The sequence below is a fragment of the Variovorax sp. CAN15 genome (assembly GCF_030462475.1).
GTDB lineage: Bacteria > Pseudomonadota > Gammaproteobacteria > Burkholderiales > Burkholderiaceae_C > Variovorax.
Window position 1 is genome coordinate 1 of sequence record NZ_JASMRZ010000013.1, and the last position, 14252, is coordinate 14252.

The 14252-nt window shown below is 70.9% G+C and carries 7 protein-coding genes and 2 pseudogenes; 6 read left to right on the forward strand and 3 right to left on the reverse strand.

Annotated elements, in window-relative coordinates; genetic code table 11:
- From QMO14_RS11760 to QMO14_RS11785, 6 genes are all read left to right on the forward strand, one after another.
- Positions 1-2559: hypothetical protein (locus QMO14_RS11760; protein WP_301507394.1), on the forward strand; the 2559-nt coding region annotated here is incomplete at its 5' end.
- Complete coding sequence (locus tag QMO14_RS11765; RefSeq protein WP_301507395.1) at positions 2556-4241, forward strand: SWIM zinc finger family protein; 1686 nt, start codon at positions 2556-2558, stop codon at positions 4239-4241. The genes QMO14_RS11760 and QMO14_RS11765, both read left to right, overlap by 4 nt.
- Before the next feature lie 278 nt (positions 4242-4519).
- Positions 4520-6448 (forward strand): reverse transcriptase family protein, encoded by a 1929-nt coding sequence (locus QMO14_RS11770; protein ID WP_301507396.1) that lies wholly within the window; start codon positions 4520-4522, stop codon positions 6446-6448.
- A gap of 4 nt (positions 6449-6452) precedes the next feature.
- A complete protein-coding gene (locus QMO14_RS11775) occupies positions 6453-7025 on the forward strand; it encodes a GNAT family N-acetyltransferase (RefSeq protein ID WP_301507397.1) in 573 nt (190 codons plus the stop codon).
- Positions 7026-7174: 149 nt separating this feature from the next.
- The gene (locus QMO14_RS11780; protein ID WP_301507398.1) at positions 7175-8107 is read left to right on the forward strand and encodes an ABC transporter substrate-binding protein; all 933 of its coding nucleotides are present in this window, start codon (positions 7175-7177) and stop codon (positions 8105-8107) included.
- 96 nt (positions 8108-8203) lie between these two features.
- A complete protein-coding gene (locus tag QMO14_RS11785) occupies positions 8204-8731 on the forward strand; it encodes an SET domain-containing protein (protein WP_301507399.1) in 528 nt (175 codons plus the stop codon).
- Positions 8732-8847: 116 nt separating this feature from the next.
- On the opposite strand, the pseudogene QMO14_RS11790 reads toward QMO14_RS11785, so the two are convergent.
- The 3 genes and pseudogenes from QMO14_RS11790 to cobN all read right to left on the reverse strand — a co-directional run.
- Positions 8848-9165: pseudogene (locus QMO14_RS11790) on the reverse strand (VWA domain-containing protein); the annotation flags it as partial.
- Positions 9166-9356: 191 nt separating this feature from the next.
- A complete protein-coding gene (locus tag QMO14_RS11795; RefSeq protein ID WP_301507400.1) occupies positions 9357-10439 on the reverse strand; it encodes an ATP-binding protein in 1083 nt (360 codons plus the stop codon).
- Positions 10436-14246, reverse strand: a pseudogene (cobN, locus tag QMO14_RS11800) (cobaltochelatase subunit CobN). Before cobN ends, QMO14_RS11795 begins: the two are co-directional and overlap by 4 nt.
- Positions 14247-14252: the final 6 nt, after the last annotated feature.

Consider the following 14252-nt stretch of genomic DNA (forward strand, 5'->3'; position numbering starts at 1 on the left):
GACGACTGGCCCGCGCCTCTGCGGCGCGCCTGGGCCGCGATGGGCGAAGTGCCCGTCGCGCAGGCCATGCCGCTGCTGCAGCAGCATCTGGCCGACCCGGCGCCATGGAACGGATTGAAGTACGCCGTCTGGGTCGAGCAGCTCTTCGACCTGTCTCTGCTCGAAGGCCGCTGCGCCGACGGGCTGGCGCATGCCGCGCTGCTCCAGATCGCGCCGACGCTGCAGCTCGCGGCCGGCAGCTTCCGCGCTTGGCGGCGCCTGTACAAGGGCGCGGAGTTCGCGGGTGACTACGCCCTGCTCGGCGTGCTGCACCAACGCCTGGAGACGCAGCGCGCAGCCTTCCGCACCGGCGGGCGCTGGGCGCAGGTCAACGGCCGCTACGTCGAAATCGCCAAGGAAATCGTGCGGCCCGACAGCCGCCTCGCCTACAGTCAGCGCACACGCGACTACCTGCGCCGCCGCACCTGGCGCAACCTGCGCAGGCTCGCCCTTGCAGGCGCGGCCGATGAGGCCGACTGGCTGCGGCTCGCCATGGGCGTGCTGCTCGCGGCCGACGACGCCGAAGCCGGCACCGCAGGCCAGCAGCGCGAATCGCGCTGGACGCCCGAGCCCCGCAGCTGGCACACCGGCCCCTACAGCCGCTGGCTGGTGCTGATGCAGCTGCTGCACCGCCACGACCCCGAATGGGAAGCGCAGCGCGGCGGCCTGCAGTGGCGCCGCGGCACGCCGCTGCCCACGCGGCGCCTGAACCGAACCGAAGCCTGGCCCGAGCGCTGGGACCGCCATCCGCAGGCGCTGCTGCAGCTGATGCAGCAGGGCCGATGCGCGGCGGTGCACGCCTTCGCCGCCCGCGCGCTGCAGGACAACAAGCCCTTCTGCGAAGCGCTCGAAGCGCCGACGGTCTGGCGACTGCTGGCCTGCACCTGGGACGACACGGCGCGCTTCGCGCTCGGTATCGCGCGCCAGCGCATCGCCGCGGGCGAAGCCGCCCTGCCCTGGCTGCCCGCGCTGCTGGACTCGCCGCTGGCCGAGGCGCGCACGCTCGCGCTCGAATACATCGGGCAGGACCCGGGCCTCTACAGCCAGCAGGTCGACCTGCTGCTGATGCTGCTGACCTCAACGCATGCCGAAGTGCGCCGCGCCTCGCGCCTGCTGCTGCAGGCCGCCGCGCCGAATCCTTCGACGCTCGATGCGCTGGCCTTGGAACTGCTCTCGTGGCTGTCGGCCTGCGATGCCGCGCAGCCGCAACTCGACGCCATCTGCGAGAACCTGCAGTGGGCGCTGCAGGGCCTGCTGCGCACGGCTGCGGCCAAGGCGCCGCTCGACAGGCTGCTGGCGCTTTTCGATCATGCGAGCCCCGACGTCGTGCGCACCGCCGCCGAATGGCTGCTGCTGCATCCGGCCTCGGTGCAGGGCCTGCCGGTGAGCGTGCTCACGCGGCTGTTGCAGTCCGACGACGAGCGGCTGCGCGGCGCCGGCGTGAGGCTCTTCACTTCGCTGCCCGACGAGTCGCTGGTCACCCAGCCCGAACTCTTCGCCGCCTTCTGCAGCAGCCCGATGCCGGTCGTGCGCGCCGCGGTCGCGCCGCGCCTGGCGCAACTGCTGCCCGCGCACCCGGCCTTCGCCGCCGCGCTGATGCCGCTGCTGCGCGACGAACTGTTCCGCGCCGAAACCGCCGAGGGCGTGTTCGATTCGCTGCTGCAGTGGCTGTGCGGTCCGCTGGCCGAGCACACGCGCCGTGGCGAGCCCGCCGTGACGCTGCGCCTGCTCGAAGCGCGCAGCAAGGGCGCACAGCGCCTCGGCGCATGGCTGCTGCCGCAACAGGATGCGCTCGGCTTCAGCGTGCTGCAGACCGCGAGCCTCGGCTTGGTCGACACCGCCGCCGCGCGCCAGTGGGCCACCGGGCAGCTGGCCACCAGGCCGGAACGCACGCTCGCCGAGCTCGGCGACGCGCTGCGCATCTTCGACAGCCGCTGGGACGACGCGCGTGACTGGGCGCGCCAGTGGTTCGGCGCCCAGGGCGAATCCAGCCTGTGGACGCCCGCGCTGCTCGTGCGCCTGTGCGACCACAAGGACGCGGGCGCCCAGCGCCTGGGCCGCGAACTGCTCACCACGCATTTCGACGTGACCGACGTCACCACCTACATGCTGCAGCTCAGCCAGCATCCCTCGCCGGGCATGCAGCTCTTCGTGACCAACTGGCTGGCCTCGGCCGCGAGCCGCAATGCCGAGGTGCTCGCGCGGCTGGAGCCCTATTTCCTCAGCGTGCTCTCGCAGGCCAATCGGGGCCGGCTGGCCAAGGCACGCGTCATGGAGTTCCTGGCCGCGCAGGCGATGCACTCGGAGGACATCGCGCGCATCGTCGCGCGCGTGTTCGCGCGACAGGCCGTGACCGGCGCGATCACCGAGCGCGCGCAGTACGTGGCGGGGCTGCGCAGCATCCAGGCCGCCTTCCCCGGGCTGGACAACCCCTTGCAGACCGCGCCGGTGCGTGCCGTTGCGCCGCGCCGCGCGCCGCCGCCCTCTTCCTCCGCCCTGACCGGAGGGCCCGCCGCATGAGATTCCAGTACCGCTACTTCGGCCATTCGGGCGCACAGCACACGGCCAACAGCACCGCGCTGCAGTTCGCGCCCGACACGCTGCGCGCGCCGGTGCACTTCGTCGCCGACATCAACCGCCACCTGCCGTTCCGCGAAGGCATGTCGGCGCTGCACGACGTGGTGGTGGGCGACCTGCGCTTCAAGCCGCGCGACAAGAGCGCGTACCTCGAATGGCTGGCCGGGCAGGAAGGCGAGCTGCTCGCGCAGTTCATGGCGCGCAGCGACGCGCTGAAGGCGCAGATGGAGCCCATCAGCAAGGAGCTGGCCGAGCTGCGCAAGCGCAAACAGACGCTGCTGCAGCCCTTCATGAGCGCGCAGAAGCGCTACTTCGACCACCTCTACAAGGTCAACCGCGAGGCGTGGTTTGTGCTCGACCCGGTCATCACGGTGCACCCCGACCGCGTGTTCTTCGAGTGCTTCAGCCAGGACGAGTCGAGCTACGGCATGTTCTCGTGCAGCCACGACATCTTCGACCGGGTGAGCGACCATGCCTATGGCACCACCAACGTCGACTATTCGGAGTCGCTGTACGACGAGTTCCAGAAGATCCGCGACTACAAGACGACCCGGCTGGCCATCGACCCCGGCGGCTTCCAGGTTCAGAGCGACAACGACCCGGCCTTCCACGAGCCGAAGATCGACGTGCCCGACAGCTGGGTGCGCGGCTTCCTGCAGGTGAGCAGCGCGATGCTGCTGCCCGCTCAGCGGCTGCAGCTTCACCCGATGGACATCCACAACATCTGCCTGGTGCTGCGCCGGCGCAAGGAACGCGTGGGGCCGCGCTCGCTGCGCTTCGTGCTGCGGCCGGGGCAGCCGGTGCGCATCGTGTTCGAGCCCTGGGGCCACGAGCTGGTGTGTCCGCGCTCCACGCACAGCGCCACCTCCGACATCGACATCCGCGTGTGGGGCCGGCGCCGCCTGCTGCAGCTCGAGCGGCTGGTGCCGGTGGCGCAGGGCTTCACCGTGCACCTGCTGGGCACGGGCATGCCCAGCTTCTGGGTCGCGCAGATGCCCGACATGGAATTCACGCTCGGCCTCTCGGGCTGGACCGCCAACGACTGGTCGCGCAACGGCCACTTCGAGCTGCTGCAGCCGCGCCACACCGTCGACCAGGACAGCCTGCTGCGCGTGTTCGTGGCACTGGGCGAGCGCTGGCGCGCCACCACGGCAGAGCTGGCTGCCGCCACCGGGCTTTCGACGCTCACGGTCGATGCCGCGCTCGGCGGCTACGTGCAGGCGGGCCGCGTGGTGTACGACATCGCGCACGGCGTGTGGCGGCTGCGCGAGCTCAGCCGCGAGCCGCTGCCCATGGACAAGCTGCGCTACGCCAGCCCAGAGGAGGAAGCCGCGACCGAGCTGGTGCGCGCGCGCCGCATCGCAAGCGTGAAGACGCAGGCACGCTCCGATGGCGGCATCTCGCTCAGCGGCAAGTGCAAAGGCGCCGCCGGGCAGCGCGAGTACTTCATGAGCCTGCAGCTCGACGCCGACCAGCGCGTGGCCTCGGGCGAATGCCAGTGCAGCCATTTCATTCGCCACCGCATGACCAGGGGACCGTGCGAGCACATGCTCGCGCTGCGCCTGTCGGCCAACCCGGCAGCGACATCGACCGATCAGGAAAGGACCACCGCCCACATCGGCTGATACACTGCTTTTTGCGAACGGAGCGGGAAGGCTCTTGCAATCCGGTCGGCGTATCGCCGCCCTCGCATACAGCACTTCCCAAGCGTCACTGGACGTCTCTTCACTGTGCCGGATGGCCATGGTGACGCGACAACAGTGCGGCTTCCTCGAAGCTCATCGGCGTCACCATGGCCATCCGGCGTCGAGTGGAGCCCTCCAGTCCCGAGGCTCTTCGACGAGATTCCCGCTTCGTTCGCATCTTTCTCCCGCAGCAGTGCATCGGCCGGTGGCGCAGCGCCATGACCATGCAGTCTCCCGCCTCTTCTTCATCCTCCATTCCCGACTCGGCGCTCACCCGCGAGGAGCTGTACGAGCGCATCCGCAAGAGTTCCAAGCAGGAAGTCGTCCTCGAGGAAATGCAGCGCCTGGGCTTCTGGCCGCACGAGACGGCGCAGCCCACGGTCGAGGAACAGCTGATCCGCCGCGAAGGCGAGCTGCAGACGGCGCTGTCAAAGCTCGGCGATGAGCTGCGCGGCATCGAGGACCGCGACCGGGCCCTGAAGACCATGCGCAAGGAGCGCATGGCCCGTGCCCGCGAACGCCGCGAGGAAACCCGCCAGCGCGCCGCACAGGGCCGCMACGCGCGCGCCCTGACATGGCACGAGCGGCGCCAGCGCGAGCTGCTGTACGTGGGCGACGGCGTCTCGGGCGGCCTCAACGACGCGCACAGCGACAGCCAGGCGCTGGCACGCAACGCCCTGCCCGCGCTGGACCACGCCAGCGATCTCGCGCAGGCCATGGGCATCGGACTGGGCGAGCTGCGCTTCCTGGCGTGGCACCGCGAGGTGTCGAGCGTGAGCCACTACCAGCGCTTCACCATGCCCAAGAAGAGCGGCGGCGAGCGCCACATCTCCGCACCCATGCCGCGGCTGAAGCGCGCGCAGTACTGGGTGCTCGACAACATCCTCGCGAAGATGCCGGTGCACGAGGCCGCGCACGGCTTCATGCCGGGCCGCTCGATCCTCACCAACGCCGCGCCGCACGTGGGCCGCGACGTGGTCATCAACCTCGACCTGAAGGACTTCTTCCCCTCCATCGGCATGCGCCGCGTGCGCGGCGTGTTCCGCCAGCTCGGCTACTCGTCGCAGGTGGCGAGCCTGCTGGCGCTGGTGTGCACCGAGGCGCCGACCGACGAGGTGCAGCTCGACGGCAGCCGCTACTTCGTCGCGCGCGGTGAGCGCGTGCTGCCGCAGGGCGCGCCCACCAGCCCGATGATCACCAACCTGCTGTGCCGCCGGCTCGACGCACGGCTGGCCGCGAGCGCGGCGAAGCTGGGTTTCCACTACACGCGCTATGCGGACGACCTGACCTTTTCCGTCGGCCCCGAGCACAGCCGCGATACCGCCAAGCTGCTGTGGCGCGTGAAGCAGATCGTGGCCAGCGAGGGCCTCACGCTGCACCCCGACAAGCAGCAGGTGATGCGCAGGCACCGCCAGCAGCACGTGACGGGCATCGTCGTCAACGACAAGCTCTCGGTCGACCGCGACACCCTGCGGCGCTTCCGCGCGGTGCTGCACCAGGCCGAGCGCCACGGGCCGCAGGGCCTGCAATGGAACGGCAACAGCGACGTGATCGGCGCGCTGCGCGGCTATGCCAACTTCATCGCGATGACCGACGCGGCGCGTGGCGAGCCCTACCTGCAGCGCGTGCGCGCGCTGGCCGCGAAGCATGAAGGCAGCGCCGCGCCGAAGACGCATGCATCGCAGCGCAGGCTCGGTGCGGGCGAATTCCGCAAGCAGTCCGCCGCAGGCAAGGCGCCCTGGCCGGCGTGGTGGCAGCCGGCGGAAGCGGCTGCGCCGGTGCTGGAGAAAACCGCCGAGCAGATCGCGGAAGAAAAGAAGGCGCAACGCGAAGCGGCACGCCCGCAACCGGTCGCGGCCAGCCCGGCGCCGGCGCGCGCGCCCGCCGCGGCGCAACCCGCTGCCGCGCCGGCTGCAAAGCAAGCACCGGGCGCCCTCTCTCGGATCGGCTGGGTCGCCAGCATGATGCTGCAGGCCCTCTACGTCGTCAGCGTCTTCCTCTCGGGAACCAGCCCGCTGATCTGGCTGATGACGGGCGCCGTCACCATCAGCAACATCGTGCAGCGCAAGTCGGGCTGGCTGCGCTTCATCGTGGCGGTCTTCATCTCGTCGGCGCTGGCCTCCCTGGTCCACAGTATGAAGAACTGAAGGCATGTCCAGGGCCGACGCACCGATCACGCTGCGCCGGCTCCTGCATGCCGACTTCGCGATGCTGTCGCGCTGGCTCAGTGAGCCGCACGTGGCACGCTGGTGGAACCACGAGACATCGCAGGAAGCCATCGAGCGCGACTTCGGCCCGTCGGTGGACGGGACCGATCCGGCCGAGATCTACATCGCCTCCGCCGAAGGCCGCGACTTCGGCCTCGTGCAGCGCTACACCTTCGAGGACAACCCCGGCTACATCGACGAGCTCTCGCCGCTCGTGGATGTGCCGGGCCCGGCGCTGAGCATCGACTACTTCATCGGCGAGCCCGATGCGCTGCGGCGTGGCCTGGGCGCGGCGATGATCCGCACGCTGGTCGATGCCACATGGCGCGACTACCCTGCCGCACCCTGCATCGTGGTGCCTGTGTCGGCCGCCAATGCAGCCTCTTCTCGCGTGCTGGAGCGCGCCGGTTTCCATCGCGTGGCCGAAGGTCCGCTCACGCCCGACAACCCGATCGACGGCACCGCGCATTTCGTCTATCGCATCGATCGCCCTCAAACTCCTCGCGCCGAGCGATGAGGCGGCCGCGCGCGCGGGCAATGCGGCACTTCGCGGCGTGCTGCGCGAGGTGCAGGACGCCAGCGCCGGAGAAGAAGCGGCGCGGCGCTTTCACCCGCGCCCACCGCGACGACAATAGCCGGCGCGCCGACGATGCCCGCTCCGTTCCGATGAACCCCTCCAGCCTGCAGCCCTTCCCGTTCTCCCCTTTCATGGCCGCCCGCCAGGTCGCGAAGGCCGCCGCCTTCGTGGCCCTGGGCCTCGGCGCCGCGGCATCCCACGGCGCCGGCATCCGGCTGGAGGACGACCGCGGCACCACGGTCGAGCTGCAGGCGCCGGCAAAGCGCATCGTGTCGCTGATGCCCTCGCTGACCGAGACCGTCTGCGCCCTCGACGCCTGCGACCGGCTGGTGGGCATCGACCGCCATGCCAACTGGCCGGCCTCGGTGAAGGGGCTGCCGCAGGTGGGAGGCATCGACGACGCGAACGTCGAACGCATCCTCGCGCTCAAGCCCGACCTGGTGCTGCTGCGCCCTCGCAGCCGCGCCGCAGAGCCGCTGGAGCGCCTGGGCCTGAAGGTGCTGGCGCTCGACGCCAAGACCCACGCCGACATGCGCCGCGTGATGGAAACTGTGGCCCGCGCCACCGGCCGCCCCGGCGCGGGCGAAGCCTACTGGCGCAAGCTCGACGCCGGGCTGGATGCAGCCAGGGCCCGCGTGCCGGCCGCCTGGCAGGGCCGGCGCGTGTACTTCGAAGTGCACGGCGGCATGGCCGCGGCCAGCGAAAGCTCCTTCATCGGCGAGACACTGGCCCGCCTGGGGCTGGGCAATGCCGTGCCGGGCACGCTGGGCCCCTTCCCGAAGATGAGCCCCGAGTTCGTGGTGCGTGCCAACCCCGACGTGCTGATGGTCTCGGCCCTCGGCGAGATCTCGGCCATGGCCTCGCGGCCCGGCTGGTCGGCCATGTCCGCCATCCAGCGTGGCCGGGTGTGCAGCTTCGCCTCGGCGCGCTTCGACCTGATGATGCGTCCCGGCCCCCGGCTGGACGAGGCAGCCGATGCGATCGTGAGCTGCCTGGCGTCCCTTGGCGAGCCCAAGCCCTGAGCGGATACCTGTCATCCACCGAATTGAAACAGCGTTGACACTCCAGCGGCAAGACAACGCCAACAACAACGCGCCAGACGGCCCCTCCTCTCCTCCATGAAGCACCACAAGCGAACCTCGTCCACTCCCTTCGTCCGTGTCGGCCCCAGCGGCGTGCACGGCCTCGGCGCCTTCGCCACGCGCGACCTGCCGCCCGAAGCCTTCCTCGGCCTCTACGAAGGCCGCCGCTACACCAAGGCCGAGATCGCCACCAAGGTCTGGGACGACCAGCTCACCTACCTGTTCACGCTGTCGAATCACGAAACCATCGACGGCGCCAAGGGCGGCAACGCCACCCGCCACCTGAATCACTCGTGCGAGCCGAACTGCGAGGCGGTGGAGGAATACGACGAGGGCGGCGAACTGGTGCTCAAGTTCCAGACGCTGGTGGCGGTGGACGCGGGCGACGAGCTGTTCATCGACTATTCGCTCACCGCGGACGATGGCTCGCCGCCGTCGAAGTACCCCTGCCATTGCGGCTCGCCGAACTGCAGGGGGACGATGCTGGCGCCGCCTGAGGAAGCACCGGCCGAAGCAGCAGCGGCTGACGTGCAGCCCGCCTGGACGCCATCCGCCGCGAGATAGCGCGCATCCCAGCTTTCGGCTAGCCGCCTCGCGCGGTGCAACGGCAGGCGCGCCGCCTCGAAATCGACCACGCACACCACATCGGCCGACTCGGGCCGCCCGGGGTTTTCGCTGCTGCGGCCATCGGTCAGCAGCCACAGCCAGTTCTGCCGGGTACCGCTCTTCGCAAGCAGTTGGTCGGCGCGCCGCACGCCCAGCGCCAACGGCGTGCCTCCGCCGGCCGCGATCGGCGCGATCCAGTCGTCGTTCCAGGCGCTGGCGCGGCGTGGCGGCAGGCGCATTTCGACGACTTCACCGGCGAAGCACAGCAGCGCGACATGGTCGCGGCGCTGATAGGCCTCCTGCATCAGCGCCAGCAGCAGGCCCTTGGCGCGGGCGAGATTGCCGTCGTTGCGCATCGAGGCCGAGCAGTCGAGCAGGAAGCAATGGAGCACGCCGCTGCGCGCTTCTTGTGGACGATGGCGCAGATGCTCGGCGCGCAGCCGGTCAGCGCCGCGTGCCGCGAAAGTGCGCGGCCAGTCGAAGGCCGAGCCCTGCGTCGCGGTCCCATGCCATGCGTCCCTTTGCGGGCCCTGCCTCCGGTCGCCCTGGCGTGCGCCAGCGGGCGGTGCAGCGTGCCGGAGGCTCAGGCTTTTTTTGGGGCGGCCTGTTGCTGCTGGCGCGAGTCGATCAGCGGACGCAGCGGCTTCACACGCTCGATGCCGACGGGCTCGGGGGGCATGGCGCCCCAGTCGCCGTCGTCCGCGCTGCCTGTGCTGCTTTTTCCGTCCGCATCGCTGCCGGTCTTGCTACCCGCGTCGGGCGGCGCAGTCCGAGGAGCGGGAGCTTCGGCCTCAGGCTTGCGCCGGTGCAACAGCACGGCCTCCGCCACCCGCTGTACGTGGTCCGGCGTCATGGCCGCAACACCTTCCCAGGCCGCGAGGGCGCGGGCCGAGCGCAGCATCACGAGGTCGGCACGCAGCCCGTCGACGGCTGCGGCGATGCACATTTCGCTCACCGCTTCATGCACCGCATCGGTATACGGCAGTGCCGACGCATCGGCCACGAGCGCGCGTGCGCTGACCAGCGCCGACGAAAGCTCCCCCTGCGCCCGCGCATGCCTGTCGCGAAAACCCTGCGGATCGGCATCGAAAGCCAGCCGCGCGCGGACGATGGCCTGCCGCTCGGCCGGGTCGTCGATGTTGCGCAGCTGCACGCACAGGCCGAAGCGGTCGAGCAGCTGCGGGCGCAGCGTGCCCTCTTCCGGATTCATGGTGCCCACGAGCACGAAGCGCGCGGCATGGCGGTGCGAGATGCCGTCGCGCTCCACCACGTTGACGCCGCTGGCAGCGGCGTCGAGCAGCGAATCGATCAGCGCGTCGGGCAGCAGATTGATCTCGTCCACGTAGAGCACGCCGCCGTGCGCGCGCGCCAGCAGGCCGGGTGCGAACTGGAGTTCGTGACCCGCCATCGCGCGGCCGAGGTCCAGCGTGCCGACCAGGCTTTCGAGGCTCGCGCCCAGCGGCAGCGTGACGAAGGGCGCGTCGGGCAGCAGCTCGGCGAGCGCGCGCGCCGCGGTGGTCTTGGCTGTGCCGCGCGGTCCTTCGATCAGCACGCCGCCCAGGCCGGGATCGACGGCGGCCAGCAGCAGCGCCTGCCGCAGATGCGGCTGCCCCGCTATCGCGGAAAAAGGAAAAGGCGCCGGCATGGCGGCGGCGGTGGTCGTCATCGGAGGCTTCCTTCCATCCGCTGCTCGTGGTCGAGCAGCAGGTTTTCGAGCCGGGCGCGGTAGTCGCCGGGCGATTGCCAGAGGCCGCGCTGCATGGCTTCGAGCAGGCGGCTGAGCATGTCGTGCAGCGCGCGCGGGTTGTGTTCATTCACGAAGTCGCGGGTGGCGTCGTCGAGCACGTAGGCATCGGCCACCATCGCGTACTGGTGGTCGCCGACCACGCGCGCGGTGGCGTCGAAGCCGAACAGGTAGTCCACCGTCGCGGCCATCTCGAAGGCGCCCTTGTAGCCGTGGCGCTTCACGCCGTCGATCCACTTGGGGTTGACCACGCGCGAGCGCACCACGCGGCCGATTTCTTCCTTCAGCGTGCGCACGCGCGGCGCCTGCGGGTTGCCATGGTCGCCGTGGTACATGGCGGGCTGGCGGCCGCTCAGGTGGCGCACGGCGGCGGCCATGCCTCCCTGGAACTGGTAGTAGTCGTTGGAGTCGAGCAGGTCGTGCTCGCGGCTGTCCTGGTTCTGCATCACGACGGTCATCGCGCGCAGCCGGCGCTTCAGCGCGTCGGCCGCCGGCACGCCGTCGCTGCCCTGCCCGTAGGCATGGGCGCTGCCGCCGACGTAGGCCTTCGACAGGTCGTCGTCGGTCTGCCAGCTGCCATGGTCGAAGAGCGGCTGCAGCCCGCTGCCGTAGCTGCCGGGCGCCGAGCCGAACACGCGCCAGCCGGCCTGCGTGCGGGCAAGCTCGGGCGCCATGCCCTGCGCCTGCAGCGCTGCGGCCTCGCGCAGGATGCGCGCGCGGATCGGGTTGCGCTCGGCGTCTTCGTCTTCCTGCGCGGCCACGGCCTGCACGGCAGCATCGAACATCTGCACGGCGTTCGGAAAGGCATCGCGGAAGAAGCCCGAGATGCGCAGCGTGACGTCGATGCGCGGACGCCCGAGCCCGACCGTGGGCAGCACCTCGAAATCGACCACGCGCTGGCTGCCCGGCGCCCATTTCGGCCGCACGCCGATCAGCGCGAAAGCCTGTGCCAGGTCGTCGCCGCCGGTGCGCATGGTGGCGGTGCCCCAGACCGACAGGCCCATCGCCGCCGGATAGTCGCCGTGCTCCTGCAGATGCCGCTCGACCAGTTGCGCGGCCGACTTCAGGCCCAGCATCCAGGCCGTGGGCGTTGGAATGGCGCGGGTGTCGACGGCGTAGAAGTTGCGGCCGGTGGGCAGCACGTCGGGCCGGCCGCGCGAGGGAGAACCGCTCGGCCGGCGGCACGAAGCGGCCCTGCAGGGCGCGGGAGAGCGGGCGCAGCTCCTGCGCGCCGCAGGCGTCGAGCGCGGGGGCCAGGCTTCGCGCGATGCGGCTCATCACGGCTGCTGTCTTCGGCAGCCCGGGCGGGCACTCGCCCGCGTCGAGCATGCGCTGCGCGAGCAGCTCCAGCCGCTCGCGTGTGTCGCCATGGTGCCGCCATGCCTCGGTGCTCACCGACTGCAGCAATGCGGGGCGCGCGCCCTGCCAAGGGCGGGCCGCGTCGATGTCGAGCGGATCGAAGGCGTCGTCGGGCAGCAGGTCTTGCGAAAGCGCCCCGGGCAGCCCGGCATTCGCGCCCCCGCCGTCGGCGGCCGGATAGCGCGCCAGCGCCAGCAGCGTGTCGCGGCGCAACCGCCCGTCCGGCGAAGCGCCGAACACGTGCAGCCCGTCGCGGATCTGCGTTTCCTTCAGCTCGCAGAGGTAGGCGTCCACGCGCGCGAGCACGGCGTCGTCCTCCTCCGGGCCGGGCATGCCCAGCTCCTCGACCAGATGCTGGGCGCGAACGGCAGCAAGGATCTGCGCGCGCAGCACCTTCGCGCGGCGCGCGTCGACCAGCAGCGCGTCGTAGTACTCGTCGACCTGCCGCTCCAGGTCCTGCATCGGGCCGTGGTTCTCTGCGCGCGTGAGCGGCGGCATCAGGTGGTCGACGATGACCGCCTGCGTGCGCCGCTTGGCCTGCGCGCCCTCGCCCGGGTCGTTGACGATGAACGGGTACACGTTCGGCAGCGGCCCGAGGATCGCGTCGGGCCAGCAGGCCTGCGAAAGCGCGATGCTCTTTCCCGGCAGCCATTCGAGGTTGCCGTGCTTGCCCACGTGCACCACCGCATCGATCGCGAAAGCCTCGCGCAGCCAGAAATAGAAGGCCAGGTAGCTGTGCGGCGGCACCAGCTCGGCGTCGTGATAGCTCGCGTAGTCGGCGACGCCCGGGCTGCCGAGCGCACGCGCGGGCTGGATGCCGACGAACACGCGGCCCAGGCGCAGGCCGGCGATCATGAAGCGGCCGTTGCGCAGCATCGGGTCCTGCTCGGGCGTGCCCCAGCGGGCATCGATGGCGGCTGCCATGCCCTCGGGCAGGCGCGCCAGACACGCCCGGTAGTCGGCCAGCGCGAAGCTCTGCCACGCAGGACGCGCGGCCCACTGCGACGGGTCGTTGGCGATGCCTTCCTGCAGCCTGCGCATCAGCGCATCGCCATCGGTGGGCATCGCGCCGGGATCGCCGAGCGCGTAGCCCTCGGCCGCCATCGCCTGCAGGATCGCCATCACCGAGGCCGGCGTGTCCAGCCCCACGCCGCTGCCGATGCGGCCTTCACTGCCGGGGTAGTTGGCGAGGATCAGCGCGATGCGTTTCTCGTCCGCGCGCAGGCTGCGCAGCCTGCACCAGCGCCGCGCCAGCTCGGCCACGAAGGCGATACGGTCGGGCTCGGGCTGGTAGTTGACGACCTCGGTCTGCGTGAGCTCGCAGCGATGCGACAGGCCCTTGAAGCTCACGGCCCGCGTGACGATGCGGCCGTCCATCTCGGGCAGCGCGATCTGCATCGCGATGTCGCGCGGGCGCAGGCCCTGGCTGTCGGCCAGCCAGTCCTCGCGATTGCCACCGCTCACGATCACCTGGAGCACGGGGGCGTCGCCGGCCAACTCCACATCCTCGCCCTGGCCGCCCTGCCCCAGCGCCGCGAAGGCCGTGGTGTTGAGCACGAGCTGCACGTCGTGCTCCGCGCACAGTTCGCGCAGCGTGGACAGGCACAGCGGGTCCTTGAGCGAATCGAGCGCGACGGGCAGCGGGTTCAGACCGTGCGCGGTCAGCGCCGCCGCCAGCGCATCGAAGGCCGCCGTATTGCCCGACAGCAGGTGCGACCGGTAGAACACCAGCGCCAACACCGGCGCCCCCGCATGCCACCCGGCGCGCAGATCGTCGATGCCGGCCACGGTATGCGATGCGCCCGCGCCGCCCGGCACATGCAGCGCCACCTGCGGCAGGCTGCGCGGCGGCAGCGGGGCCTCGCCGTGGCCCAGTCCGTGGAAGGCGACCGCGCGCAGGAACTGCATCGCGTTGCCCGCCCCGCCGCCTCGCATGTACTGCCAGAGCTGGCGGCTCACGGCGCGCGGCACGGTGCCGCGCGCGAGCAGGTCTTCGTCTTCCTGCAGGTCGCCGGAGAACATCGCGAGCTGCTGGCCCTTTCTCCTGGCCAGTTTTTCGAGCTGCTGCAGCCCGTAGGCCCAGGCCGATTCGGCGCCCAGGTGGTCGACCACCACCACGCGCGCATGCTGCAGCACTTCGTCGACGTAGAGGTCGAGCGATGCCGGCTGGCGCAGGTACATGAGGTTGGCCAGCCGCAGCGACGGATAGCCGGGGTCGGTGGCCGCCAGTGCGGTGCGCGCGGCGGCGAGCAGCGCGAGCGTGGTGTCGGCCGAACTGAGCACCACGATGTCGCCCGGCGTCTGGTCGAGACGGGTGACGACGCTGTCGTCCTCGACGAAGCGTCCGGGCTGGGTGCTCAGCAGGTGCATGCGCTC

Bases quoted from the DNA above. Each gene is read 5' to 3' on its own strand.
- QMO14_RS11765 (WP_301507395.1), top strand. From the start codon at position 2,556: ATGAGATTCCAGTACCGCTACTTCGGCCATTCGGGCGCACAGCACACG.
- QMO14_RS11785 (WP_301507399.1), top strand. From the start codon at position 8,204: ATGAAGCACCACAAGCGAACCTCGTCCACTCCCTTCGTCCGTGTCGGC.
- QMO14_RS11780 (WP_301507398.1), top strand. From the start codon at position 7,175: ATGAACCCCTCCAGCCTGCAGCCCTTCCCGTTCTCCCCTTTCATGGCC.
- QMO14_RS11795 (WP_301507400.1), bottom strand. From the start codon at position 10,439: ATGACGACCACCGCCGCCGCCATGCCGGCGCCTTTTCCTTTTTCCGCG.
- QMO14_RS11775 (WP_301507397.1), top strand. From the start codon at position 6,453: ATGTCCAGGGCCGACGCACCGATCACGCTGCGCCGGCTCCTGCATGCC.